At 65.4% G+C, this 26,145-nt stretch carries 21 protein-coding genes and 1 other RNA gene; 12 read left to right on the top strand and 10 right to left on the bottom strand.

The features are described 5' to 3' along the window. Positions 1 to 21: 21 nt before the first annotated feature. Entirely contained in the window at positions 22 to 828 is an 807-nt protein-coding gene (locus tag AAHB08_RS06760; protein ID WP_247626284.1) for a crotonase/enoyl-CoA hydratase family protein, read from the top strand. Between the two features lie 71 nt (positions 829 to 899). On the opposite strand, the gene AAHB08_RS06755 is transcribed toward AAHB08_RS06760, so the two are convergent. Then, positions 900 to 2,399, bottom strand: a complete 1,500-nt coding sequence (locus tag AAHB08_RS06755; protein ID WP_342058494.1) for an alanine/glycine:cation symporter family protein — start codon at positions 2,397 to 2,399, stop codon at positions 900 to 902. Between the two features lie 311 nt (positions 2,400 to 2,710). Between AAHB08_RS06755 and AAHB08_RS06750 the strand changes: the two genes are divergently transcribed. Both AAHB08_RS06750 and AAHB08_RS06745 read left to right on the top strand, forming a co-directional pair. Next, a complete protein-coding gene (locus tag AAHB08_RS06750) occupies positions 2,711 to 3,142 on the top strand; it encodes a GNAT family N-acetyltransferase (protein WP_342058493.1) in 432 nt (143 codons plus the stop codon). 19 nt (positions 3,143 to 3,161) lie between these two features. Next, positions 3,162 to 3,971, top strand: coding sequence for a zinc-dependent peptidase (locus AAHB08_RS06745; protein WP_202045418.1), 810 nt, complete (start codon positions 3,162 to 3,164; stop codon positions 3,969 to 3,971). Between the two features lie 83 nt (positions 3,972 to 4,054). On the opposite strand, the gene AAHB08_RS06740 is transcribed toward AAHB08_RS06745, so the two are convergent. The 9 genes from AAHB08_RS06740 to AAHB08_RS06700 all read right to left on the bottom strand — a co-directional run bounded on the left by AAHB08_RS06740 (position 4,055) and on the right by AAHB08_RS06700 (position 15,869). Then, entirely contained in the window at positions 4,055 to 4,651 is a 597-nt protein-coding gene (locus tag AAHB08_RS06740) for an acetate uptake transporter (RefSeq protein WP_005315399.1), read from the bottom strand. Positions 4,652 to 5,429: 778 nt separating this feature from the next. Then, the gene (locus AAHB08_RS06735; protein WP_446699514.1) at positions 5,430 to 8,333 is read right to left on the bottom strand and encodes a DUF748 domain-containing protein; all 2,904 of its coding nucleotides are present in this window, start codon (positions 8,331 to 8,333) and stop codon (positions 5,430 to 5,432) included. Positions 8,334 to 8,637: 304 nt separating this feature from the next. Continuing rightward, entirely contained in the window at positions 8,638 to 9,051 is a 414-nt protein-coding gene (locus AAHB08_RS06730; RefSeq protein WP_139439381.1) for a MerR family transcriptional regulator, read from the bottom strand. A 72-nt stretch (positions 9,052 to 9,123) separates the two neighbouring features. After that, on the bottom strand, positions 9,124 to 10,095 hold the full coding sequence (locus AAHB08_RS06725; RefSeq protein WP_342058491.1) for a hydroxymethylglutaryl-CoA lyase: 972 nt from the start codon (positions 10,093 to 10,095) through the stop codon (positions 9,124 to 9,126). Next, the gene (locus AAHB08_RS06720) at positions 10,092 to 12,053 is read right to left on the bottom strand and encodes an acetyl/propionyl/methylcrotonyl-CoA carboxylase subunit alpha (RefSeq protein WP_342058490.1); all 1,962 of its coding nucleotides are present in this window, start codon (positions 12,051 to 12,053) and stop codon (positions 10,092 to 10,094) included. Before AAHB08_RS06720 ends, AAHB08_RS06725 begins: the two co-directional genes overlap by 4 nt. After that, positions 12,050 to 12,184 (bottom strand): hypothetical protein, encoded by a 135-nt coding sequence (locus tag AAHB08_RS06715; protein ID WP_269091827.1) that lies wholly within the window; start codon positions 12,182 to 12,184, stop codon positions 12,050 to 12,052. Before AAHB08_RS06715 ends, AAHB08_RS06720 begins: the two co-directional genes overlap by 4 nt. Next, positions 12,181 to 13,035 (bottom strand): enoyl-CoA hydratase-related protein, encoded by an 855-nt coding sequence (locus AAHB08_RS06710; RefSeq protein WP_342058489.1) that lies wholly within the window; start codon positions 13,033 to 13,035, stop codon positions 12,181 to 12,183. Before AAHB08_RS06710 ends, AAHB08_RS06715 begins: the two co-directional genes overlap by 4 nt. A 10-nt stretch (positions 13,036 to 13,045) precedes the next feature. Then, a complete protein-coding gene (locus tag AAHB08_RS06705) occupies positions 13,046 to 14,665 on the bottom strand; it encodes a carboxyl transferase domain-containing protein (protein WP_342058488.1) in 1,620 nt (539 codons plus the stop codon). Positions 14,666 to 14,720: 55 nt separating this feature from the next. Further along, positions 14,721 to 15,869 carry an isovaleryl-CoA dehydrogenase gene (locus AAHB08_RS06700; RefSeq protein WP_265437502.1) on the bottom strand — a complete coding sequence of 383 codons (1,149 nt, stop codon included), beginning with the start codon at positions 15,867 to 15,869 and terminating at the stop codon, positions 14,721 to 14,723. 275 nt (positions 15,870 to 16,144) lie between these two features. On the opposite strand from AAHB08_RS06700, the gene AAHB08_RS06695 reads away from it, so the two are divergent. From AAHB08_RS06695 to ffs, 9 genes are all read left to right on the top strand, one after another. Beyond that, positions 16,145 to 17,656, top strand: a complete 1,512-nt coding sequence (locus tag AAHB08_RS06695) for a CoA-acylating methylmalonate-semialdehyde dehydrogenase (protein ID WP_342058487.1) — start codon at positions 16,145 to 16,147, stop codon at positions 17,654 to 17,656. A gap of 171 nt (positions 17,657 to 17,827) precedes the next feature. Then, positions 17,828 to 18,985 carry an acyl-CoA dehydrogenase family protein gene (locus AAHB08_RS06690; RefSeq protein ID WP_202045427.1) on the top strand — a complete coding sequence of 386 codons (1,158 nt, stop codon included), beginning with the start codon at positions 17,828 to 17,830 and terminating at the stop codon, positions 18,983 to 18,985. A 144-nt stretch (positions 18,986 to 19,129) separates the two neighbouring features. Then, positions 19,130 to 19,927, top strand: coding sequence for an enoyl-CoA hydratase (locus AAHB08_RS06685; protein WP_111912052.1), 798 nt, complete (start codon positions 19,130 to 19,132; stop codon positions 19,925 to 19,927). After that, the gene (locus AAHB08_RS06680; protein WP_342058486.1) at positions 19,920 to 21,017 is read left to right on the top strand and encodes an enoyl-CoA hydratase/isomerase family protein; all 1,098 of its coding nucleotides are present in this window, start codon (positions 19,920 to 19,922) and stop codon (positions 21,015 to 21,017) included. The genes AAHB08_RS06685 and AAHB08_RS06680 overlap by 8 nt, the downstream gene beginning before the upstream one ends. Positions 21,018 to 21,076: 59 nt before the next feature. Next, positions 21,077 to 21,985 (top strand): 3-hydroxyisobutyrate dehydrogenase, encoded by a 909-nt coding sequence (mmsB, locus tag AAHB08_RS06675; protein ID WP_342058485.1) that lies wholly within the window; start codon positions 21,077 to 21,079, stop codon positions 21,983 to 21,985. Positions 21,986 to 22,056: 71 nt separating this feature from the next. Beyond that, positions 22,057 to 22,818, top strand: a complete 762-nt coding sequence (locus AAHB08_RS06670; protein WP_247626271.1) for an SDR family oxidoreductase — start codon at positions 22,057 to 22,059, stop codon at positions 22,816 to 22,818. 387 nt (positions 22,819 to 23,205) lie between these two features. Beyond that, positions 23,206 to 24,642 carry an arginine-ornithine antiporter gene (gene arcD / locus AAHB08_RS06665; protein ID WP_265437112.1) on the top strand — a complete coding sequence of 479 codons (1,437 nt, stop codon included), beginning with the start codon at positions 23,206 to 23,208 and terminating at the stop codon, positions 24,640 to 24,642. A 92-nt stretch (positions 24,643 to 24,734) separates the two neighbouring features. Continuing rightward, positions 24,735 to 25,523 carry a sulfite exporter TauE/SafE family protein gene (locus AAHB08_RS06660; RefSeq protein ID WP_247626269.1) on the top strand — a complete coding sequence of 263 codons (789 nt, stop codon included), beginning with the start codon at positions 24,735 to 24,737 and terminating at the stop codon, positions 25,521 to 25,523. Between the two features lie 102 nt (positions 25,524 to 25,625). Then, an RNA gene (gene ffs, locus AAHB08_RS06655) (signal recognition particle sRNA small type) lies at positions 25,626 to 25,722 on the top strand. Positions 25,723 to 26,145 lie beyond the last annotated feature (423 nt).

Here is a 26,145-nt window from a genome sequence, read left to right as displayed (position 1 = left end):
GGCACAAGGAAGAGGAAGGAAATGGACAAGCCAAGGATCAGATGCGAGATCCGGGACGGCATCGCCGAGGTGATGCTGACCCGGGGGGACAAGCTCAATGCCCTGGACAGGGCCATGTTCGGCGCCATCGACGAGACGCTGACGCAGCTCGCGCAGCACAAGGGGCTGCGGGCGGTGATCCTGCACGGCGAGGGGCGGGCGTTCTGCGCCGGGCTGGATGTGAAATCCATGCTGAGGCAGCCGGTGGCGGCCCTCGATATTCTCAAGCGCGAGGCGGATGAGGCGACCAACCTGGCCCAGCGGGTCGCCTATGGCTGGCACCAGTTGCCGGTGCCTGTGATTGCCGTGACCCAGGGGGTCTGTTTCGGCGGCGGTCTGCAGATAGCGCTCGGGGCCGATTTTCGCTTCAGCACCCCGGATTGCCGCTTCTCGGTGATGGAGATCAAGTGGGGCATCATCCCCGACATGAGCGGCAGCGTCACCCTGCGCAATCTGATGGGGGTGGACACCGCCATGGAGCTGGCCATGAGCGGCCGCGAGCTGGATGCCCAGGAGGCGAGGGCGCTCGGGCTGGTGAGCCGGGTCTGCGAGGATCCCCTCGACGCGGCGCGGGAGTTCGCCAGGACCCTGATCACCAAGTCGCCGGATGCACTGGCGGGGATCAAGCAGCTCTACCATCAGGCCTGGGCCCGCAGCGACGAGCTGATGCTAAAAGAGGAGACCCGGTTGCAAAAGCAGATCCTGGGGCGCCCCAACCAGTGGCGGGCAACCCTCAACAGCCTGTTTCGTTGGCGCCTGCCGTTCGGACCGCGCCGCAACGCGCTCTGACCCGCCGCGCCCTCAAGAGAGCACAAATGAAAATGGCAGCCGAAGCTGCCATTTTGCATTGTGCCGTCTGATCACTTGGCAATGGAATCCGCATCCGGCTCGAACGGGTGACCAGATTGTTCCTGCTCCAGGTTTTGCTCGGAGCGACGGCCCGTCCAGTAGTCGGCGTTCTTGATGCCGAGTTTCTCCGGGTGGAACACGGGATCCAGCCCCAGGGCCTTTTGGGCCTCATAGTCCTTCAGGCAGGCGAAGGCGGGCTTTTGCAGCAGCAGGATGGCACCGATGTTGAGCCAGGCCATCAGGCCGACCCCGATGTCACCCAGACCCCAGGCCAGCTCGGCGGTCTTGACGGTGCCGTAGACGGTGGAGGCCATCAGGGCCAGCTTCAGCAGGAAGGTGAGCCAGGGGCGGTTTATCTTGCGGTTGATGTAGGCGATGTTGGTCTCGGCGATGTAGTAGTAGGCCACTATGGTGGTGAACGCGAAGAAGAACAGCGCGATGGCGACGAAGTAGTTGCCAAAGCCGGGCATCATGCTCTCCATGGCGGTCTGCACATAACCGGGGCCGGCCGCGATGCCGGCGATGCCGGTATAGATGGCGGCACCGTCCGGACCCTGTACGTTGTACAGGCCGGTGATCAGCAGCATAAAGCCGGTGGCGGAGCAGACGAACAGGGTGTCGATGTAGACGGAGAACGCCTGCACCAGGCCCTGTTTGGCCGGGTGGCTCACCGCGGCGGCGGAGGAGGCGTGCGGGCCCGTGCCCTGTGCCGCTTCGTTGGAGTAGACGCCACGCTTGACGCCCCACATGATGGCCAGGCCCAGAATGGCACCGAAACCGGCTTCCATCCCGAAGGCGCTCTTCCAGATCAGCAGGATCACGCCAGGCAGCTGGCCGATGTTGAGGGCGATGATGACGCAGGCGACGATGATGTAGCCGAGCGCCATGAAGGGCACCACAGTACTGGCGAAGCTGGCGATGCGTTTCACGCCGCCGAAGATGATGAAGCCGAGCAGCAGCGCCAGACCGGCGGCGGTGACGTTGGGATCGATGTCAAAGGCGGTCTGCAGACTGGAGCCGATGGAGTTTGCTTGCACCCCAGGCAGCAGCACGCCGCAGGCGAAGATGGTGGCGATGGCGAAGGTCCAGGCGTACCACTTCATGCCGAGCCCTTTCTCGATGTAGAAGGCCGGGCCGCCGCGGTACTCGCCGTTGATCTTCTCCTTGTAGACCTGGCCCAGGGTGGACTCCACGAAGGCGGAGCTGGCGCCGAGGAAGGCGACCATCCACATCCAGAACAGGGCGCCCGGGCCGCCGAAAGTGATGGCGGTGGCGACGCCGGCGATGTTGCCGGTACCGACCCGGCCGGCCAGGGTCATGGCCAGCGCCTGGAAGGAGGAGACGCCCGCATCCGTGCTCTTGCCATCAAACATCAGGCGCACCATCTCCTTGATGTGGCGCAGTTGCAGGAAACGGCTGCGCAGGGAGAAGTAGAGGCCCACCCCCAGGCACAGGTAGATGAGCGCTGGGCTCCAAATCACGCCATTGATGGCATTGACGATCTCATTCATGTACAACAACTCCTTTGTTGCGCTGTCTTGGCGAGGTCTGTGCCTCGCTCCCTTAACATTGAAATATGTGGTGACCAAGAGGGTCACTCAGTATTGTGCGGGACTTTCGACTGGTTAGTCCGCGGGTTTTAACATATCGGTTTGTATCGGCCCTTCCTAGTGAAAAGTGTTGTCACTTTGTTAATTTGTGAATTGACATTAACAAATGGTGCGTGGAACTGGACAAGATTCGGAACTTACCCATCAAGTGCATCTTTTTCCAGAGCCAGGGGCCCGCAGGGCATAGTGCAAATAGGAGGCCAGGAGTGACAATGAGAGAAAATGACTGCACCATTCGTCTCGCCGAGCGGGGGGATGGCGCCCTGTTGTCGGCGCTGTTCGCCCAGCTGGGCTATCCAACCTCGGGGGAGGAGGTGAACGGGCGGCTGGCCGAGCCGGATCCCGCTCGGGAGGTGCTGGTCGCCTTCCATCATGGGGAGATGGTCGGGGTGCTGGTATGGCATCGGTTGCAACCCATGCACCTTGCACCAGCCTGGGGCCTGATCTCGGCGCTGGTTATCGATGAAGGTGCAAGGGGCGGCGGCGTGGGTGCCCTGCTGCTGGCGGCGGCCGAGGCGCGGGCGCAGGCCTCGGGTTGCAGCCAGCTGGAGCTCTCCAGCAGCCTCAAGCGCGAGGGGGCTCACCGTTTCTACCTGGCGCAAGGGTATGGCGAGCGGCCGAAACGGTTCGTGAAATTATTCTGATGTGGCATGAGGAGTCTGTGTGTTCTGGTCCAGGTTGAAAGCGGTATTCGGTCTTGCATCCCCCGGGGAGCGTCATGTCCCCGAGGCGCTGGAGTGGCAGCAGGCCCTGGCGGCCGTGCCCATCTTGCAGGGCTTCTCCCACGATGAAGAGCAGCAGCTGATCGAACTGGCCCGCCACTTCCTCTCTCGCAAGACGCTGACCCAGATCGGGGTCGAACTCACTCCCCGTCAGCAGGGGGTGCTGGCCCTGCAGGCTGTGCTGCCCATACTGCATCTGGGGCTGGAGTGGTATCGCGGCTTTCACGAGGTGATCATCATCCCCGAGCCCGTCACCCGCCGCCAGGAGGTGCAGGACGAGTTCGGGCTGGTGAGCGAGTTTGAAGAGGAGAACGCCGGCGAGTCCTGGCCCCAGGGGCCCCTGGTGCTGGCCTGGAGCGAGTTGCAGCAAGATGGGGACTGGGATGGTTTCAACCTGGTGATCCACGAGCTGGCGCACAAGCTCGACATGCTGGGGGGGGATGCCGACGGCGGGCCGCCGCTCCCGAGCGGCATGGATCAGCGGCAATGGACCCAGGCGCTGCAGAACGCGTTCGATGAGATGAATGCCGCGCTGGCCAGGGGAGAGGTGACCCAGATAGACCCCTATGCCGCCACCCATCCCGCCGAGTTCTTCGCGGTGTGCAGCGAGAGCTTCTTCACCGAGCCCCTGCGTCTGAGGGCCGTCTATCCCGCCGTCTACGAGCAGCTCGCCCGCTTCTATGGTCAGCAGCCTGCCGCCCGCTTCCCGGCTACCCGATGGCTGGCAGGGGATGGCGAGCTGCACAGCTGACGGGCTCTATGCCTCGGCGACAGAAAAACAAAAGGCACCCGAGGGTGCCTTTTGCATGGGCGCGAGCGCCAGGGCGCGGCAGATTATGCGGCAGCCTTGAGCTGGACTGCGGCGGCTTTCTTGTGATCGCCGATGGGCAGCACGGTACGGCCGAACTGCTCGTTGATCACTGTGGCCATGGCCAGGTAGATGGCGCTGGCGCCGCAGATGATCCCTTCGAAACCGGCGATGGTGCCGATCAGGGTGCTGCCGGTGAAGTCACGGGCGGCCAGCAGGAAGAAGAGCACGGTCAGGGAGGCGAACACGAACTGCTTCACCCGCGGGAAGTTGACGGTGCCAACCAGCATGAAGAGGGTGAACATGCCCCACATCAGCAGGTACCAGCCCATGTAGGCGTGGGGAGTGGCTTCGGCCAGACCCATGGTCGGCATCACCAGCAGGAACACCAGGCTCCACCAGAAGGTGCCATAGGAGATGAAGGCGGTGACACCGAAGGTGTTGCCACGCTTGAACTCCATGATGCCGGCGATGATCTGGGCCAGACCGCCATAGCACAGGCCCATGGCCAGGATCATGGCGCTGATGGGGAAGAAACCTGCGTTATGGATGTTCAGCAGAATGGTGGTCATACCGAAACCCATCAGACCCAGAGGGGCAGGGTTGGCCAATTTTTCGCTCACGTGGCGTTCTCCAAAAATAGAGGTGGGGGTTGATAAAAGACGCGCGATTTTAGGCAGGCTCTCGGCCCTGAGCAAGGGGGTGAGGAGGCTAAATGGTAAAAAAATGACAGGAAATTTTAAGTGACCAACCATTCGTGCCATTCAGGTAGACGACAGGTGAATGGATAACGTTTTCAATGTTGCTTTTTTGTATGAAAGGCTCCCGAAATGAAAGCAGGCAACGAAAAGCGCGTCTGCGGCTATGACCGGGTTGCGGGCCCACCGCGCGCTGGAACAAGCGATGCCGGGTTGAAAATTCACCTCATATGCCATCAGACAAGAGGTGTTCAGCACCACTTGATCAGCTGGCACCCTCTGCTGATTGACGGCACAGCCCCGACGCCAGGCAGGGGGGGCCTCGGGGTAAGGCATAACCGCCCTCGGGGCAGGGCTGTGGTGCTGGTCCCGAGCCAGGAGATCGGCCAGCGAAGCCGGGAAGCCTTCTTCAGGAAGTACGGGTACAGGAAGGTGCGCATATCAGCCGCCAATCGGTCTGAGTGGAAAGTGCAGGTTCACGGAGGTGCGCCTGGACGCTGGCCTGTGCGGGAGTGCCGGATTTTCCACCCTCCCTGGGCTGGTGCCTGATCACAAGGGATGGTGCAGGGCCAGGGGCCTGCGGTTAGCAAGGAAGCAAGCAAAGCGGCGAGCAGAGAAGGGAGCAGAGAAGGGAGCAAAAAGAGGGGCCGAGGGCGCGAGCCAGAAGGGGGAAATCCCCCCTTCCTGGGGCCATCATCGCGGATCAGTTGTCCAGGGTGAGGACCACCTTGGCCTCCTTGTCGCTCTCCTTGACCTGGCTGTCGAGCACGAACAGGCGATCCGGCGTGATGCCCTGGGTATCCACCAGGTACTCCTTGGTGTTCTGGGCCCGGCGCATGGCGAGGTTGCGCAGGGACTTGGCGGTGATCAGCTGCTGGTCCCGCAGCAGGATCACCGCCTGGGTGCGCAGGGCCGGGCTCTGGGCCGGGAGCGCCAGGCGATCGGCCAGGGTGCCGAAGTTTTCGCTGAACTTGGCCTCATAGGCCTCGGCCAGGGCACCCTGCAGGGCGGGATCCTGCTCCAGCAGGGCGAGATCCACCGGGTTGCCGGTGATCTTGGCCAGCACCCGCTCCAGCTTCTGGCGCTGCAGGATGGGGCGCTCCTCGTTGAAGTTGACCTTGCCGCGGATGTTCATGCTGAGCCTGGGCCTCTCTTTCAGTGCCTGAGCCAGGGTGGTCAGCTTGCTCTGCTGGCTCGGGGTGAGGGCGGGATCGCCGGGCAGGAAGGGGAGCTCATCGAGATCCTTGGTGCCCCCTGTCAGGGACGCCAGCAGGGAGAAGGGGGAGGTGATGGCCTTGCTCAAGGTGTTGCCGAGCACGTCCCAGAAGATGTTGCCCAGGCTGAAATCCGGCTGATCCAGGTTGCCCTTCACCTTGAGGTTCATCTTGATGACGCCGCTGGCGTCGCTCAGCAGGGCGATGGCGAGCCCGAGCGGCAGATCCCTGGCCTGCTCGCTTTTGACCTTCTCGCCGAGTTGCAGCTTCTTGATGGTGATGTCGTTGTCCCCCTCCAGCCGGTTGCCCTGCAACTTGTAGTTGAGCTTCATGGAGAGCTGCCCCTTGTCGATGGCGTAGCCGGCATAGGTGCTGGAGTAGGGGGTGAAGGTGGTGAGCTCCAGGTTGTTGAAGGCCACGGCGACGTCGAGCACGGGATCCTCGATCAGCAGGTTGGCGCCCCCCTTGATGGTCACCGGGGCGTATCTGTCCACCTTGCCGTTGAAGTCGAGCTCGGAGCGCTGCCCCGGGACATTGGTGATGTGGCGGCTCTGGCCCGCGAGGGAGGCGATGTCCACCACGAACTCCGGGCTCAGGCTGCGGTCGGCGAAACGCAGGTTGCCCTGGGTGGTGCGGACCTGGTCGATGAGGATGTGCGGTGCGGGCGCGCTCTGCTTGCTGGCCGGTTGTGGCAGCAGTAACTGCTGGACGTTGGTGACACCTTCCTCATTGATCTCGATGCGGGCGAAGGGTTTGCTCAGCAGGATGTCGGCTATCTTCAGCTGCTGGCTGATGCCGTCATAGTGCAGCCCGCTCAGTTGCAGCTTCTCTATCTGCAGCAGTCGCTGGTTGTCGGCCCGATCCAGCACGTTGAGCCCCTCGATGTCGAGCCCGCCGCTCAGCGCCAGCTTGCTGAGGGCCCCTTTGTCATCGGTGGCAAGGTCCAGCCGGGTACGGCTGGCGAGCCGGCCGTCCCGCACGCTGATGCGCAGCAGATCCTGCAGGTAGGGCTGGGCCAGGGTGAGCGGCAGGCCCTGCTGCTTGAGGGTGCCGTTCAGGGCGAAGGGGGCGAGATCCAGGGTGCCATCAAAGGCCAATGTCGCCTGGGGAGGGAGTGTGCCGGTCAGGGTGAGGGGGCTACTCTGGCCGGGCTGGCTGCCGAGGGGGCCCAGGGTGAGCTCCAATCCCGAGAGCTCCCGCAGCAGGGGCTTGCCGCTGCTGGACTCGGTCAGCTTGAGCGCCCCCTGGCTGATGCGGGTCTCTCTGAGCTGCCAACGCCAGGGCTTGTTCGCTGTCGGCTGTTTGGCCGCAGCTTTGGTGTTGGGCTGCGAGATCAGCAGCGCGGCCAAGTCCAGTTGCTGCTTTTCATCGAGCACGGCGGTGACGGCGGGGGCCTTGAGAGTGGCGGCATCCAGCTCAAGGCTCTGCTTGCTGCCATCGACCCGGATCCCGGTCAGGGCCAGCTGGTTGAAGCGGGCAAATTCGCCGCCCTTTGCCCTCTTGAGCTGCCAGTTGACCAGGGTCAGCCTGCCCTTGGCGATCTGCCATGCCAGCCCCTGCTTGCCGGATGTGAGCCGGTATGCCAGCTCGGCGCTGGCCTCGCCCCTGGCCAGGGTGGCCTTGAAATAGGGGGCCCAGAGCGGGGAGAAGGGGGCGAGGGCGACCTTGCCGAGGCTGAGTTGCCCCTTGCCGGCCCCTGTCAGGATGTCGAATTCACCGTCGGCCTTGAGGGGGCTCTTCTCATTGAGGGTCGCACTCAGCCGATAGCGGTTGAGGGCCGCTGGCACGCTGGAAAAATCGGGTAGCTGCAGGGCTATCTTGCTGAGGGTGAGAGGCGGTACCCAGCCCGGGCTGCGCTGCTCGCGGCTATCGCGGTAGTGGAATTGCCCCTGGGCCAGGGCCAGCTTGCCGATGCTCACCACCAGGGGCTCGCCGGTCGATGGCGCCGGCTCCCTGCTCTGCAGGGCGTCGAGCAGGGGGGTCAGGGCCTCGGTCAGGTTGAAACTGGCCTCTCCCTTGTTATCCGCCAGGCGCACCAGGCTCACCCTGGGGGTGGTCAGGGTCAGCGCCTCCAGCACCAGGGCTCTCTGGCGCCAGCTCTCCTTCAACCTGGGGATGAGCCGCAACTCTTCGAACGACACCAGGGGCTGCTGCCGCTCATCGAGCAGGGCGCTGGGCCCCAGCACGAGGGAGGGGGAGCGCAGCCCTACCTCTATCTTTCCCAGGGTGAGCTGCAGACCATAATGGGTGGCGAGCCAGCCCGGCAGGTGGCGCTGGATGAGGTTGGGGGCTTGCCAGAGCAAGATGGTGACGCAGATGAGCAAGAGCGCGACAAGATAGAGGGCGTAACGCAACAGGCGAGCGGGCAGAGGCTTGAGCATGATGGTCTCCATTGGATGCGCACATGGTAGCAATTAATCGCCGTTCGATCATGGTATGGCTCTCGGGCTGCGCCTTACTCTGTCCGGGTTAGCTGAATTATCGAGCAAGGCTCGGCCTCCCGCGCCAGGTCGGGACTCTTTTTGGCCGAGCGGCCTTCTTGCTGTTCGGGACGGGGGGGGTTGAGCCGTCGGCAGCCTTTAGCGCCGACTCGGGTGTGCGGCGCGGGCCTGCGGGGTGTGCGGCGCCAGGCCTTGAGAGCAGGGATCCTTGTCAGGGCCATGGCTTGCTTCGGGGGCGAGCGGCCCCCAGCGCCCGTCAATCCGCGTCTGTCTTCAAGCCGCCGAGGGAGTGGATGCAGCGCTGCTCGGCGGCATCGAGCTCGGCCATCACCATCTGGATGTCTTCGAGCTGCTGGCGCAGGGAGTGGCGCCGCGCTTCTATGAGCTGGATCATGGAGTGCAGCTGCATCCGGCTCGAGCGGTCGGTGTCATACATGTCGAACAGCTCGCGGATCTCCGCCAGGCTGAAGCCGAGCCGCTTGCCACGCAGGGTCAATTTCAGGCGGATCCTGTCCTTGTGGCTGTAGATGCGGGTCTGCCCCTCCCGGGCTGGGGTGATCAGCCCCTCGTCCTCGTAGTAGCGGATGGTGCGCGGGGTGATGTCGAACTCCTGAGCCAGCTCGGAGATGCTGTAGGTTCTCTCCTTGCCGCAGAAACTGCCGCCTCTCATGGCCTGATCCTGCATGGGTCAACCTCCTGACATGACGACATGCTGCCGCTCTTCTCCCCGGCGGGGGCGCTTTCAGGGGTCATGGCACTCTCCTTGTGCTATCACATCGAGTCCTGGCTGCAGCTCTCTGGCCCTGGCGTGGAGCGCCTGCCCGACCCGCGAGCCGTTGGGGCGGCCGAGCTGCTCGCTCACCCACTGACCGGTGGCGGCCAGCCTGTCGAGGTTCACCCCTGTGCTCATGCCAAGGCCGTGCAGCAGGTAGACCACCTCCTCCGAGGCGACGTTGCCGGAGGCCCCGGGGGCATAGGGGCAGCCACCCAGTCCCGCCACCGAGCAGTCTATGGTGCGGATGCCGCGCTCAAGCGCCGGCAGCAGGTTGGCGAGTCCCTGGCCATAGGTGTCGTGAAAGTGCACCGCGAGCCGGCCGGCCGGCACTTCGTGCAGCACCGCATCCAGCATGGGGGCTACGGTGCCCGGGGTGCCTGTTCCAATGGTGTCGCCGAGGGAGATCTCGTGGCAGCCGAGATCCAGCAGCCGCTCGGCCAGGGCGGCGACCCGTTTCGGGCGGGTCGGGCCGTCATAGGGGCAGGCGATGACGGTGGAGAGGTAACCCCTCACCTTGATGCCGAGGCGGCGTGCCTCCGTCACCAGAGGGGCGAAGCGGATCAGTGACTCTTCGACGCCGATGCCGATGTTGGCGCGGGTGAAGCCGTCTGAGCAGGCGGTGAAGAGGCCAATCTCGTCGACCCTGGCCTGGATTGCGGCCTGCAAGCCCTGCAAGTTGGGCACCAGGGCGCCGTAGCGGGTCGCTCCCTTGCGGGGCAACGCCTTGAACAGTTCGGCGGAGTCCGCCATCTGCGGCACTCGCTTCGGGGAGACGAAGGCCCCCACCTCGATCCGTTGCAGGCCGCTCTCGGCGAGACGGTTGATCAATGTCAGCCGCTGCGCCAGCGACAACAGGCGGGGTTCGTTCTGCAGCCCATCCCGGGGCCCCACCTCCACCAGGCTGACCCTGTCGACGGGGGTGCCATGCTCCTTGCTCATGCTGCGCCTCCCTCGGCGTTCTCTGCGTTCGGGTCGGCAAAGTGCACCAGCACGGCGCCCTGGCTCACCTGCTCCCCCTGGCGGCAGGAGAGGGCGGTGATCACCCCCTCCTTGTCTGCTTTCAAGACGTGTTCCATCTTCATCGCCTCCAGTACCAGCAGGGGCTGCCCCTTGCCGACGGGTTGCCCGACCTCGACCAGCAGCGCCACCACGATGCCGTGCATGGGGGCCACGGCGCCCTGGGCCCCGTCGTGATCATGATGCGACCTGTGGCGCCGATCATCGGCGGCGAAGGGAATGCGCCTGCCATCGAGGTGCAGCACGAAGGCGGCCTCTGCCGCCGGGGTGACGGGGCAGCGCACCCAGCGGCCCGCCCGCTGCAGGCGGACAAAATCAGTGCCGAGCTCACAGGGGCAGGTTTCCCCCTGCCATGTGAGCAGACCGGCGCGCTCGGCCAGGGTCAGCACCCGGGCCTCCTCGCCGATCCGCACCGCCGCCGTCAGGCTCCTGCTCCCGCCCAGCCGAAAACCGGGGGCCTGCTGCCAGGGGGAGAGGCCGGTGCGACTGGCGAGCCAGAGGGTGGCCAGCGGCCAGGCGAGGTCCGGTATGGGCAGGGAGTCGGTCGGAATGGGCCACTGGGTGTGGTGCGCCATGGCCAGCACGTCCGGCTCCTCGCACAGGCGCAGCAGCAGCGGGCCGTTGTGCACCAGGGGGCCGAGACTCAGGGCCGCCAGGGCATCGGCCAGCCTGGCGAAGGCCTCGGCGCGGCTCTGACCGTGGGCGATCAGCTTGGCGATCATGGGATCGTAATAGGGGCTCACCTCATCGCCGGCGGCGACCCCGGTGTCGATGCGTACCCCCTGTGGCCAGTGGAGCCACTGGATGGGGCCGCTGGCGGGCAAGAAGCCTGCGCCGACGTCCTCGGCGTAGAGGCGCGCCTCCACCGCATGGCCGCCCAGCACCACCTCCTCCTGGGTGAGGGGCAGCGGCTGGCCCTCGGCGACCGCCAGCTGCCAGGCCACCAGATCCTGGCCGGTGACGGCCTCGGTGACCGGGTGCTCCACCTGCAGCCGGGTGTTCATCTCCATGAAGAAGAACTCGTCCCCGCACAGCAGAAATTCTATGGTGCCTGCCCCCACATAGTCGATGGCCCGGGCGGCGGCCACGGCGGCCTCGCCCATGGCGCGGCGAAGCGCCGGGGCTATGTTGGGGGCGGGGGCCTCTTCGATCACCTTCTGGTGGCGGCGCTGCAAGGAGCAGTCCCTGTCCCCCAGATAGATGGCGTTGCCCAGGGTATCGGCGAAGATCTGCACCTCCACATGGCGGGCCCGGGGGAGGTAGCGCTCGAGCAGCACCCTGTCATCCCCGAAGGCGGCCAGGGCTTCCCGTTTCACCGCCGCCAGGGCGGCGTCAAACTCGTCTATCTGCTCGACCCGGCGCATCCCCTTGCCGCCGCCGCCGCTGGCGGCCTTGATAAGAAGCGGAAAGCCGACCTGGTGCGCCTGATCACGCAGCAAGGCCTGCGTCTGATCCGCGCCGTGATAGCCGGGCAGCACGGGGACGCCGGCCGCCTGCATCAGCGCCTTGGCGCCGGATTTGTCCCCCATGGCGAGGATGGCGGCGCCGCTCGGGCCGATGAAGCGCAAGCCCCGCTGTTCGCAGGCGCTGGCAAAGTCGCTGTTCTCCGACAGAAAACCGTAGCCGGGGTGCACGGCGTCGGCTCCGGCCTCGCGGGCCATTGTCAGCACCCTGGCGGCGTCGAGATAGCTCTCCCGCGCCGGGGCTGGCCCCAGATGCCAGGCCTCGTCGGCTTCCCGCACGTGCATGGCGCGGGCGTCGGCGTCCGAGTAGAGGGCTATGGTGTGAATGCCGAGGCGGCGGGCGGTCCGGATGATACGCACGGCAATTTCGCCTCTATTGGCAATCAGCAGGCGCTTGATGGGAGCCTGATGTGTCATGTCTGCTCCTCGTCCGTCAAGGCACACTCGTTCATGAAGAGATTGAGAGGCGAAAAGCGTTGATCCGCATCCCGGTTATCCTCGCCGCGGTTGGCGATCAGCAGGCGTTTGATGGGCTGGTATTGAGTCATGTCTCATCCTTGAAACGGGGGCGCCAGCTGGGGGGGCGCTTGTCGAAGAAGGCCTGCATCCCCTCCTGGGCTTCGAGTCCGACCCGTACCCGGGCTATGGTCTCGACGGTTATCTCTTCGTGTTGATGGCCGGGCTGGTGTTCGATGGCGGCCAGCAGCCGCTTGGTCTCCTTCATCGCCTCCGGGCCGTTGCGGCAAAGACGCATGCCCAAGGCCCGCCCTTCGGAGAGCAGCGTCTCCGGCGCACAGAGCCGGTGCGCCACGTTGAGGCGGCAGGCGGTGATGGCATCGAAGGGCTCGGCGCTCAGCATGTAGCGGCGGGCCTGGCGCATACCCATGGCGCGCACCACATAGGGGCTGATCACCGCAGGCACCAGTCCCAGGCTCACTTCTGAGAGGCAGAAGCGGGCGTCCTCGCTGGCCAGCACTATGTCACAGGCACAGAGCAGGCCGAGGGCTCCGCCATAGGCCGCTCCCTGCACCAGGGCAACGGTGGGGAAGGGCAGCTCGTCCAGGGCTTGCATCAGCCTGGCCAGCACCCGGGCATCCTCCCGGTTCTTTTCAAACGAGCCGGGATCGAAGTCGCCCTGAAGCTGGTTGCGCATCCAGTTGAGATCGGCGCCAGCGCAAAAGTGCCTGCCCTCTGCCCGCAGCAGCAGGACATGGGGGCGTTCGGCCAGGGGCTGGCCGTGGCGATGGGCCAGATCCCCCAGGCAATCGAGCAGCTCCTGCATCAGATCGGCATCGAGGGCGTTGTGGCGGGCGGGGCGTGCCAGCACCAGCTCAACCAGCGGACCGTGGCGCTCAAGCCGGCAGCCGGCCAGGGGGTCATTGCACAGTGGATCGGACATGTCGAACTCCTTACATCCTGAAGATGCCGTACTGTTCCGGGCCGGTCGCGGCCCCCTGGCAGGCGGCCAGTGCCAGGGCCAGCACGGTGCGACTCTGGGCGGGATCGATGACGCCGTCATCCCAGAGCCTGGCGCTGGCGTAGTAGGGGTGCCCCTGGCGTTCATACTGCGCGATGACGGGGGCGCGGATGGCGTCCGCCTCCTGCTCCCCCAGGGTCTTGCCGTCGGCCGCCAGCTTGTCCCGGCGTACCTGCACCAGCACGTTGGCCGCCTGCTCGCCCCCCATGACGGAGATGCGGCTGCCCGGCCAGCTGAACAGAAAGTCGGGCTCATAGGCGCGGCCGCACATGCCGTAGTTACCGGCGCCGAAGCTGCCCCCGACGATCAGGGTGAGCTTGGGCACCCGGCTGCAGGCGACGGCGGTGACCAGCTTGGCGCCGTGCTTGGCGATGCCTTCTCGCTCGGCGGCACTGCCCACCATAAAGCCGGTGATGTTCTGCAGGAACAGCAGGGGAATGGCGCGCTTGTTGCACAGCTGGATGAAGTGGGCCCCTTTCTGGGCGCTGTCGCTGTGGAGCACGCCGTTGTTGGCGAGGATCCCCACGGGCATGCCCTGGATGCGGGCAAACCCGGTGACGAGCGTGGTGCCGAACAGCGCCTTGAACTCGTCAAACTCGGAGCCGTCCACCAGGCGGGCGATGAGCTCCCGGGCGTCATAGGGGCGCTTGAGGCTGGTGCCCACCAGGCCGTAGAGCTCCTCCACGGGGTAGAGGGGCTCCTCGTAGCTTGGGTGGCACCCAGGCAAGCCCGAGGCTGGCATGCGGTTTTCCCCCAGATTGCTCACCAGGGTGCGGGCGATGGCCAGGGCATGGGCGTCGTCCTCGGCCAGGTGGTCTGCTACCCCGGAGTGGGCGCAGTGCACCAGGGCGCCCCCCAGGGCCTCGGCGCTGATCTCCTCGCCGGTGGCCGCCTTGACCAGGGGCGGGCCCGCCAGAAAGATGGTGGCCTGTTCCCTGACCATGATGGATTCATCCGCCATGGCGGGCACATAGGCGCCCCCTGCGGTGCACAGCCCCATCACCACGGCGAGCTGGGGGATGTTCTGGGCCGACATGCGGGCCTGGTTGTAGAAGATGCGGCCAAAGTGCTCCCGGTCGGGGAACACCTCGTCCTGCATGGGGAGGAAGGCGCCGCCGGAATCCACCAGATAGAGGCAGGGGAGGCGCAGCCGCTCGGCGATGGCCTGGGCCCGCAGGTGCTTTTTCACCGTGAGCGGGTAGTAGGTCCCCCCCTTGACGGTGGCGTCGTTCACCACCAGCAGGCAGAGCCGGCCCGCAATCTGGCCTAGCCCCGTGATGATGCCGGCGGCGGGCACAGCTTCCTCATAGACCTGCCAGGCGGCCAGCGCCGAGAGCTCGAGGAAGGGGGAGCCCGGGTCCAGCAGCCGATTGATGCGCTCCCGGGGCAGCAGCTTGCCGCGCCCCTGATGGCGGGCATTGTTGGCCGCGCCGCCGCCCTGGGCTATCTCGGCGAGGCGGGCATCGAGATCGGCCACCAGGGCCTGCATGGCGGCCCGATTGGCGGCAAACTCGGCGCTGGTGGTATCCAGGCGGGAGTGGATCTGGCTCATGGGTTCTCTCCCATCTGGTTGTTGTTGCCGATGGCAGGTGACAAAGGGAGCAGCATCATGCGTTATCTCCCATCAGCTCGCGGCCGATGAGCCAGCGGCGGATCTCCGAGGTGCCGGCCCCTATCTCGTAGAGCTTGGCGTCCCGCAGCAGGCGGCCCGTGGGGTATTCGTTGATATAGCCGTTGCCGCCGAGCAGCTGGATGGCATCGAGCGCCATCTGGGTGGCGTTCTCGGCGGCAAAGAGGATGGCGGCGGCGCAATCCTTGCGGCTGGTGTGGCCCTTGTCGCAGGCGCTTGCCACCGAATAGACCAGGGCGCGGCTGCTGGCGAGGCGGGTATACATGTCGGCGAGCTTGCCCTGCACCAGCTGGAACTCCCCGATGGCCTGACCGAACTGCTTGCGCTCGCGCACATAGGGGAGCACCACGTCCATGCAGGCCTGCATGATGCCAAGGGGGCCAGCGGCCAGCACCACCCGCTCGTAATCGAGGCCACTCATCAGCACCCGGGCCCCGCCGTGCAGGGCGCCGAGCAGGTTCTCTGCCGGCACGGCGCAGTGGTCGAACACCAGCTCGCAGGTGCTGGAGCCGCGCATCCCGAGCTTGTCGAGCTTCTGGGCCGTGGTGAATCCCGGGGTGCCCGCCTCGACGATGAAGGCGGAGATCCCCTTGGCCCCGGCGGCCGGATCCGTCTTGGCATAGATGACGAAGGTGTCCGCATCCGGGCCGTTGGTGATCCACATCTTGTTGCCGTTCAGCACGAAGTGATCTCCCTCGCGCACTGCGGTGAGGCGCATGCTGACCACGTCTGAGCCGGCTCCCGGCTCGCTCATGGCCAGCGCCCCCACGTGCCTGCCACTGACCAGATCAGGCAAATAGCGGGCCTTCTGATCAGGGGTGCCGTGGCGGTGGATCTGGTTGATGCAGAGGTTGGAGTGGGCGCCGTAGGAGAGGCCGACCGAGGCGCTGGCGCGGCTCACCTGCTCCATCACCAGCACATGGGCCAGATAGCCGAGGCCCACCCCCTCATACTCTTCCGCCACCGTGATGCCGTGCAGTCCGAGCTCACCCATCTTTGGCCAGAGATCGCGGGGGAAGGCGTTGCTCTGGTCAATCTCGGCGGCGCGCGGTGCTATCACTTGTTGGCAGAAGGCCTCGACCTGTTCGGTCAGGGCGCGGAGGGTTTCATCCATCAGGGCATGCATCCTTGCTCTCCTTGGTCTCTGGTGCTCACCCGTCTCGCGCCTCCGAAGCGGAGGGAAACTGGTCAGTCCATTCGTGATTTAAGTTTACGTTAGCGTAAACGTAAATGAGTTGTTAGTCTAAGGTAAATTCGTTGAGTGCCGACTGCAAGGGGCATACCCCCGAGCGGGCAAACGCAAGGAGCGAGCAAGATGATCAGCGAGTGCATCCGGTCTGCCGGTCTGCCTGAGGGGCGCTGGCACAGTGCCGGCCACCGGGCAGCCAAGGAGAGTGCGGCATGAACCAACACCACACCCAGTACGGGGATCTGCCGCTCTATATCGGCGGCGAGGCGTATCCTTCCGCGAGCGAGGCCTGGATCGAGGTGACCAACCCGGCGGATCAGAGCCTGCTGGCGCGGGTGCCGAGAGCCACGGCCGGGGAAGTAGAGCTGGCGGTGCGCCGCGCTCACGACGCCTACCTGCTGTGGCGGGAGGTGCCGGCCCCCGAGCGGGCCAGGGTCATGTTCAACTACCAGCATCTGCTCAAAACCCATCACGACGAGCTGGCGACCCTGCTGGCCCAGGAGACGGGCAAGAACCTGGCGGACGCCAGGGGAGATGTGTGGCGCGGCATCGAGGTGGTGGAGCAGGCCTGCGGCGTCGCCAGTCAGACCATGGGGGAGACCATGGGCAATGTGGCGCGCCGGGTGGATGGTCACTCCTGGGTGCAGCCGCTGGGGGTCTGCGTCGGCATCACGCCGTTCAACTTCCCCGCCATGATACCGCTCTGGATGTTCCCCCTGGCGGTGGCCTGCGGCAACGGCTTCGTGCTCAAACCCTCGGAGCAGGATCCCCTGACTCCCATGCGGCTGGCCGAGCTGTTCACCGAGGCGGGGGCGCCAGCGGGCATCCTCAGCGTGGTGCACGGGGGCGCCGAGCAGGTGGATGCGCTGCTCGCCCACCCGGACGTGAAGGCGGTGAGCTTCGTGGGCTCGGCCCGGGTCGGGGCCCACGTCTATCGCACCGCCACCGACCACCTCAAGCGTGCCCAGTGTTTCGTCGGCGCCAAGAACCACATGGTGATCATGCCGGACGCCAACAAGGCGCAGGTGCTGAGCAACCTGGTGGGGGCCGGGGTGGGGGCCGCCGGCCAGCGCTGCATGGCCATCAGCGTGGCGGTCTTCGTGGGGAGCGCGAGGGAGTGGATCCCGGAGCTCGCCGCCGAGTTTGCCAGGGTCAAGCCCGGTGTCTGGCATGATCCAGAGGCCGCCTATGGCCCCCTTATCAGCCCTGAGGCAAAAGTCAGGGTAGAGAGCCTGATTGAAGCAGGCATGGCCGAGGGGGCCCAGTGTCTGCTGGACGGGCGTTTTTGCGACGTGCCCGGCTACCCGGTGGGCAACTGGGTGGGGCCGACCCTGTTTCGCGGCGTGACCCCCGAGATGCGTATCTACAAGGAGGAGATCTTCGGCCCCGTGCTCGCCTGCCTGGAGGTGGAGAGCCTGGACGAGGCGCTCGCCCTCATCAACGACAACCCCTATGGCAACGGCACCTCCATCTTCACCGGTTGCGGTGCCGCGGCCCGCAAGTTCCGCCACGAGGTGGCGGTGGGCCAGGTGGGGATCAACGTGCCCATTCCGGTGCCGCTGCCCTTCTTCTCCTTCACCGGCTGGCGCGGCTCCTTCTACGGGGATCTGCACGCCTACGGCAAGCAGGCGGTGCGTTTCTACACCGAGACCAAGACGGTGACCGAGCGCTGGTTCGACGAGGACATACCGACCGGACCCAACATGACTATTCACCTGCGCTGAGCAATGGATGATGGGCCTAGGGCTCGCCCGCCGACGCCCACCACGACCATCCACCTGCGGTGAGGAGTGGCCGATGGGCCGACGGTATCCCCATCGGCGCCTACCCTGGCTGTCCCTGCATCTAAGGGTGGATCTGCGACAAGCAATCGAGATAACGAGGAAGCGAACAAGATGGACTTTACCCTGACCGAATCCCAACGGGCCTGTGTCGACTCGGCCGGTGCCTTCGCCGATCTGGCGCTCAAGCCCCACGCCGCCCGCTGGGACAGGGAGCACGAGTTCCCCGTCCCTACCATCAAGCAGGCGGCGGCGCTGGGTCTGTGCGGCCTCTACACCCCGGAGCAATATGACGGCCTGGGGTTGAGCCGGCTCGACGCCAGCCTCATCTTCGAGCGCCTGGCCATGGGCTGCACCTCCACCACGGCCTACCTGACCATACACAACATGGTGAGCTGGATGCTGGGCAGCTGGCTGCCGAGTGAGGTGGCCGCAGAGTGGGTACCCAGGCTTAGCTGCGGCGAGCTGCTGGGCTCCTACTGCCTCACCGAGCCGGGGGCGGGATCGGATGCCGCCGCCCTCAAGACCCGTGCGGTGCGCGATGGCGACGATTACCTCATCGAGGGCAGCAAGGTGTTCATCTCGGGGGCGGGCAGCACTCAGGTGCTGGTGGTGATGGCCCGCACCGGGGGGGAGGGGGCCAAGGGGATATCTGCCTTTATGGTGCCCGCCGATACGCCGGGTGTGAGCTATGGCAAGGCGGAGGAGAAGATGGGCTGGAACAGCCAGCCGACCCGGGAGGTGAATTTCAGCGCCGTGCGCATTCCCGCCCGCTACCGGCTGGGGGAGGAGGGAGAAGGGTTCAGGTTCGCCATGCAGGCGCTGGATGGGGGGCGCATCAATATTGCCAGCTGTTCGCTGGGCACTGCCCAGCAGGCGCTGGACGACGCCCTGGCCCATGTGCAGCAGCGCCAGCAATTTGGGCACCCGATCAGCGAATTCCAGAGCGTGCAGTTCCGCCTCGCCGACATGGCCACCGAGCTGGCTGCCGCCCGCCTGTTGGTGCGTCAGGCCGCCGCCAAGCTCGACGGCGGCAGCCCGGACAAGAGCGCCTGGTGCGCCATGGCCAAGCGCTTTGCCACCGACGTGGGTTATCGCGTCTGCGATGAGGCCCTGCAACTCTTTGGTGGCTATGGTTATATCCGCGAGTATCCGCTTGAGCGCTATCTGCGCGACACCCGGGTGCACCGCATTCTGGAGGGCACGAACGAAGTGATGCGGCTCATCATCGCCCGCCGCCTGCTGGGGGATCCCGGTTTGTCGCTGGAGTAGAGGGGGGTGGCTGCCCGTCTTCCTGCTTCTGCCGGGGAATGGCTGACAGGCGCCGCGCCCTCGTCAGGCTTTGTGAGCCAGCCGAATGTCGGCTCCATTCAACCCTGTCATCATGGCGGCAGGTTTAATGACAAGGACAGTGCAATGACAAGGATCAGGCTCGAATATCACGGTCACGTGGCCTACATCACGCTCGACCACCCCCCTGCCAACACCTGGACTCTGGCCAGCCTGCAGGCTTTCTTGCAGATGATGGTGGAGCTCGACAGCCGCCCCGACGTGGTGGCCCTGGTGATCCGCGGGGCGGGGGACAAGTTCTTCTGCGCCGGCGCCGATCTCAAGATGTTTGCCGACGGCAACCCGGAGCACGCCCGCGAGGTGGCAGAGGCCTTTGGCCGCGCCTTCGAGGCGCTGGCCCGCTTCCACGGGGTCAGCATTGCCGCCATCAATGGCTTTGCCATGGGGGGGGGCCTCGAGGTGGCGCTGGCCTGCGACATTCGCATCGCCGAGCAGCAGGCGCTGCTGGGGCTGCCGGAGGCCTCGGTGGGCTTGCTGCCCTGCGCTGGCGGTACCCAGCGCCTCACCGAACTGGTGGGGCCGGGCTGGGCCAAGCGGATGATCCTCTGCGGCGAGAAGGTGAGCGCCACCCTGGCCTACGAGATGGGGCTGGTGGAGGAGGTGGTGACCGAAGGGCACGCCTGGACGGCGGCGCAGCAGATGGCGCAGCGGGTGGAGCGCCAGAGCCCCAGCGCCCTGCGCGCCTGCAAGCAGCTCATCAACCAGGGGCGCAGCGGCCACAGGGACGCGGCCCTGCCGCTGGAGCGCAGCCTGTTCCTGGCCCTGTTTGACGATGCCAACCAGCGCGAGGGGGTGGCCGCCTTCCTCGAGAAGCGTGCCCCGCGCTGGCGCTATGACAAGAGCGCGGGAGAGTCCCATGACTGAGCCCGTGCGTCTGGCAACCCATCTCACGGCGGACGGGCACCTCATCGGCATCCTGACCCTGGACAGCCCCGCCTCCCTCAATGCCCTGAGCCTTGAGATGATCCAGCGCCTGCAAGACGCGCTCACGGCGTGGGAGCAGGATCCTGCCATCGTCTGCGTGCTGCTGCAGGGGGCCGGGGAGAAGGCCTTCTGCGCAGGCGGCGACATTCGCTCCTTCTATTACCGCCGGCAGGAGGAGAGCGAGCAGGCGCTCTTTGCCTATGCCCGCGACTTTTTTGAGCAGGAGTACAGGCTAGATCACCACATCCACGGCTACAGCAAGCCGCTCGTCTGCGTGGCGGACGGCATCTGCATGGGGGGCGGTATCGGCCTCTTCGCCGGCGCCGATTTTCGGGTGGTGACCGAGAAGAGCCTGTTCGCCATGCCGGAGGTGACCATAGGCCTCTACCCGGATGTGGGGGCCAGCTGGTTCTTGAGCCGCATGCCCGGGCGGCTCGGGCTCTGGCTTGGTCTCACCGGTGCCCGTTTCAACGGGGCGGACGCCCTAGGGCTGGGGCTCGCGGATCACGCCATGACGAGCCGCGAGCGGGCCGAACTGCCGGCACGGCTCGCCGCCTTGGACTGGGCCGCGAAGGGGGATCCGCGCGAGCAGATAGATACGTTACTGGGCGGGCTGCACGCCGAGGCCCGCGAGCAGTTGCCGGCCCCCGTGATCCTGCCTCATCAGGCGAGGATCCATGCCCTGCTGGCCGGACGCACCCTGCAAGGGGTGCTGGACAGGCTGGACAGGAGCGAGCTGGACGAACCTGACCTGGCCCGGGCCCGCGACACCTGCCGCGCCGGCAGCCCCATCAGCCGCGCCATCCTCTGGCGCCAGTACTGGCAGGCGCGCCGCCAGTCCCTGGCCGAGGTGTTTGCCGACGAGCTGGCGCTCTCGGTCAACTGCGTGCTCAAGGGGGACTTCGTGGAAGGGGTGCGGGCCCTGCTCATCGACAAGGACAAGTCCCCCCGCTGGCAGCCGCCCCGGCCCGGCACTGAGTGGCTTGAGGATTTCTATCGTTGGCCCGAGGGGACAAATCCCCTGGCCTAGCGTTGCCAAGGGGCACGCCGGACGAGGAGCCGGATAACGAACGGAGCAAGGAGCAAAGCATGACAAGGATTGGATTTATCGGGCTCGGCAACATGGGAGGGCCCATGGCCGCGAACCTCGCCAGGGCGGGCCATGCAGTGCAGGTCTTTGATCTGGTGCCCGAGAGCCTGGAGCGGGCGATCAAGGCCGGTTGCATCGTCGCCGGGGATGCCCGCGAGGCGGTCAGCGGCTGCGATCTGGCCATCAGCATGCTGCCGGCCGGCGAGCATGTGCGCGGGCTCTGGCTGTCGGAGGGAGGTGGCCAGGATCTGCTGGGGGCCTTTCCGGCGGGGGCCCTGGTGATCGACTGCTCCACCATAGACGTGGCCTCGGCCCGCGCCGTGGGGGCGGCGGCGAAGGCGCGGGGCATCCGCTTCCTCGATGCCCCCGTCTCCGGCGGGGTGGCTGGCGCGGCGGCGGGCACCCTCACCTTTATCGTCGGTGGCGAGAGCAGCGACTTCGAGGCGGCCAAGCCGGTGCTCGCCTGCATGGGGCAGAACCTGTTCCACGCCGGGGCGCTCGGGGCGGGGCAGATCGCCAAGATGTGCAACAACATGCTGCTCGCCATCCACATGGCGGGCACCGCAGAGGCCCTGGCGCTCGGGGTCAAGGAGGGGCTGGAACCGGGCGTCCTCTCCACCATCATGGGCAAGAGCTCGGGCAACAACTGGAGCCTGGAGCGCTACAACCCCTGGCCCGGGGTGATGGAGAACGCCCCGGCGTCCCGCGGGTATGAGGGGGGCTTCATGACCCGATTGATGGTCAAAGATCTGGGGCTCGCCATGGCGCTCGCCGAGCACGCCCACAGCGCCGTGCCCATGGGGGCGCTGGCCCGCAACCTCTTCAACCTGCATGCGGCGAAGGGGCAGGGGGCCAAGGATTTCTCCAGCATCCTCGAGCTCTATCGGGACAACACAGATCCGGGTTAAGGGCCGCTATCCGTCTTCTTACCCGATAGTCTTTTACTCGACAGTCACCGGCCATCTCATCAGGAGCATTCATGGACATTCATAACAGAGTCATTGCCATTACCGGGGCCGGGCGTGGGCTCGGTCGCGCCATCGCCCTGCGTCTGGCCAGTCAGGGTGCCGTGCTGGCCCTGGTCGACGTCAACCGCGCCGATCTGGAGGTGACCGAGGCGGAAGTGCGCAGCCGGGATGGTCGCTGCGCCCTGTTCGTCTGCAACGTGGCGAGCGAGCCCGAGGTGGAGGCGACCTTCGCCGCCATCGAGGAGCAATTGGGTGCCTTGCATGGCCTGGTCAACTGCGCCGGCATATTGCGGGACGGCATGCTCATCAAGGTCAAAGAGGGGGTGCTGGTGGAGAAGATGAGCCTGGCCCAGTGGCAGGCTGTCATCGACGTCAACCTCACCGGCACCTTCCTCTGCGGCCGCGAGGGGGCGGCCTTGATGGCGAAAGGGGGGCAGGGGGGCGTCATCATCAACATCTCCTCCATCGCCCGCGCCGGCAACATAGGCCAGAGCAACTATGCCGCCAGCAAGGCGGGGGTCGCCTCCCTGGTGGTGACCTGGGGGCGGGAGCTGGCCCGCCACGGCATCCGGGTGATGGGCATAGCCCCTGGGGTCTTTGCCACCGACATGACGGCGGCCATGAAGCCCGAAGCTATGGCCCGGATGCAGCAGGCCATTCCGGTCGGCGCCCTGGGGCAGGGGGAGCAACTGGCCCAGACGGTGCAATTCATCCTCGCCAACGACTACCTGTCCGGCCGGATCATCGATCTCGACGGCGGTCTGCGGCTCTGACCCCGGCGGCGATCCGCCCATGCCCCTTGCCACTGGCACAGGGGCATTTTTATGGCCGCTTTACCCAAAAGACCTGCCTGACGCCCAGCGCGACCCGTTGCATGGGCATGCAGGGCTTCTTTGAAAAACAGGGCTGACATCATGGAAAAACGTGAAAGATCAACGGGTCTTTCTGAATTTGAACCAGCTCACAGGCCGGGTGAGTGAGTGCTGTAGAATTGCGCGCGGTCAAGGCGGTGCATGATTGGCACTGCGAAGGATTGCGGTCGGAATAGTCATGCAATATAGTTGCCGCCTTTTTCACGGGGTACGGATTTATCGCCCCTCCCATGTCGCGCGCTGTATGAATACGGATGCTCAGCCGCCGCTTAATAAAACAGGTTTGAGATGGACAAGAAACTAGGGCTCGGCGCCCTCATTTCGCTGGTGATCGGCTCCATGGTCGGTGCCGGGGTCTTCAGTCTGCCACAAAACATCGCAGCGCACGCCAGCGCCGGGGCCGTCGCCCTGGGGTGGGCCATCACCGGGATCGGCATGATCTGCCTCGCCCTGGTCTACCAGAACCTCTCCATGCGTCGCCCGGATCTCGACGGGGGCATCTTCAGTTACGCCAAGGCCGGTTTCGGTGATTTCGTCGGTTTCAACGCCGCCTGGGGCTACTGGCTCTGCCAGCTGCTGGCCAACGTCTCCTACGCCATCGTGGTGTTCAGCGCCCTGAGCTACTTCTTCGACACCCCGGACAGGGTCATCTTCGGCGACGGCAACACCCCGGTCGCCATCACCCTCGCGTCCCTGCTCATCTGGTCGGTGCACGCCCTGGTGCTGCGTGGCATCCAGGTGGCGGCCCTGGTGAACATAGTCACCACCATCGCCAAGATGGTGCCCCTCATCGTCTTCTGCGTCGCCGTCCTGCTCGCCTTCAACATGGAGACCTTCACCCTGGACATCTGGGGGCAGGGCAACACCGAGCTGGGCTCGGTGATGGATCAGGTCAAATCCACCATGAAGGTGACGCTCTGGGTCTTCATCGGCATCGAGGGGGCCGTGGTGGTCTCCGCCCGTGCCCGTCACCGCAAGGACGTGGGCCGTGCCACCGTGCTGGCGCTGCTCGGCGCCCTGGCGCTCTACGTCATGGTGACCCTGTTTTCGCTGGGGGTGATGAACCAGCCGCAGCTGGCGGCCCTGAAGAACCCCTCCACCGCCATGATCCTGGAAGCCGTGGTCGGCCCCTGGGGCGCCTGGCTCATCAACATCGGTCTGGTGATCTCCGTGATGGGGGCCCTGCTGAGCTGGACCGTGCTGGCGGCGGAAGTACCCTACATCGCGGGCAAGACAGGGGTCTTCCCGGCCTGGTTTGCCAAGGAGAACAAGAACGGCTCCCCCCAGGTGTCGCTCTGGTGCTCCACCTGCCTGGTGCAGGCTTTCCTCATCATCATCTACTTCCAGAGCAGCACCTACCTGGCGCTGGTCAACATCGCCACCTCGGCGGCCCTGGTGCCTTACGTCTTCTCCGGCGCCTATGGCCTCAAACTGGCGCTGCAGGGCACCACCTACGAGCACCAGCCCCATCAGCGCAAGCGTGATCTGCTGCTGGCCCTGGTGGCCACCGTCTACGGCTGCTGGCTGGTCTATGCCGCCGGGGTGGAGTACCTGCTGCTGGTGGCCCTGCTCTACAGCCCGGGGATCTTCATCTACTGGAAGGCGCGCCAGCACCATGGCCTGCGCAGCCTCAACCGGCTGGAGCGGGGGATGACGGCGGCCCTGCTCGGTTGCGCCGTGCTGGCCTTCTACAAGGTGATGGACGGTACCATTCCCCTGCATTAATCGGCACAATAACGAGATGGCGCAACGCCATCTCTTTTTTTATGGGCAATGGCGGTCAAGTTGACCGCCATTTAGCTATATAAGGAATTTTTATGCTGTTTGTGGGTTATCTGGTGTTGGGGGCCTTCGCGGGCATGCTGGCGGGACTGTTCGGGATCGGCGGCGGGCTCATCATAGTGCCTGTGCTGGTCTTGAGCTTTCATGCCCAGGGGGTGGCCCCGGAGATCATTACCCACCTCGCCCTCGGTACTTCGCTGCCCACCATGATCTTCACCGGCTTCAGCTCCCTGCGGGCCCATCAGGAGGCGGGAGCGGTCGACTGGGTGATGATACGGCGCCTGGGGGCCGGCATGCTCATCGGCGCCTGGCTCGGCGGCCTGACCGCCAGCCTGCTCAGCGCCAGCACCCTCAACATCATCATCGGCTGCTTCGCCTGGACCATGGCGCTGCAGATGGGGCTCAACCTCAAGCCCAAGGCGGAGCGCCACATGCCAGGGCCGGTCGGCACCGGCATCGCGGGCACCATCATCGGCTGGCTTTCGGCGCTGTTTGGCATAGGAGGGGGCTCCATGACGGTGCCTTATCTCAGCTGGAACTCGGTGCCCATGCGCAACGCCGTGGCGGCCTCCGCCGCCTGCAGCATGCCCATCGCCCTGGCGGGCAGCCTGAGCTACCTCTATGCCGGCTGGGGTCACGCCGATCTGCCCGAGTGGAGTGTCGGCTACATCTATCTGCCGGCCCTGCTTGGCATAGTGCTGACCAGCACCCAGTTTGCCCGCGTCGGCGCCAGGCTGGCCCATCGCCTCTCCCCCAAACGGCTCAAGCAGGCGTTCGCCCTGCTGATGCTGCTGGTGGGCGCCAAATTCATGCTGTTTAGCTGATCCATTCGGCAGATTGTTGAAAAATAAGGCGAACGGTTCGCCTCCTGGCAGAAAGCCATTGCATTGGCAGGCCAGTTTGCCTATTCTCCTCGCCGGTGGTCCCATTGGTCCTCTCGCATTGATAACTCGTCAACCTGGTCAGGACCGGAAGGTAGCAGCCAAGGCGGGGGACTCGAGTGCCGGGATGTGGCTGGTGGGGCCACCACCTGTTTCTGGAAATCAATAAGTTACAGCTAATAGCCCCCTTCAGACCTCTTGGTAATCCACTTTATGTGGATGAATCAGGAGTCTTCTCTGTGAATCTCTGGCTCAGTCCCCACGGCATCTGGTACTACCGGAAAGTCACCACGCTCCCCTGTGGTGGTCGTAAAGAGATCCAGAAATCCCTGCAAACCCTAGCCGTGCCGCGGTAACCAGGCAGCTCTCCCGTACTATCTCCAAGCGTCACACCCTCAATCCCCTTGGTTTCGCCTCCCTGTCAGCTTTAGCGTGCGTACCCCGTCAACGCACACGCTGCGGCCTTGCCTGTCACCTCGCTCATTGACCCTCTGCCCAATATCAACTGACCTCTGCTGTCCTGGCTCCCTCGCCATTCCTGCCGTCCATGACGGCAACACTCATC

This window comes from Aeromonas sp. OTU364 (assembly GCF_038440395.1).
In the GTDB taxonomy this organism is placed as follows: domain Bacteria; phylum Pseudomonadota; class Gammaproteobacteria; order Enterobacterales; family Aeromonadaceae; genus Aeromonas.
Note: the sequence above shows the minus strand (reverse complement) of the source record. Positions and strands in the feature narration are given on the sequence as shown.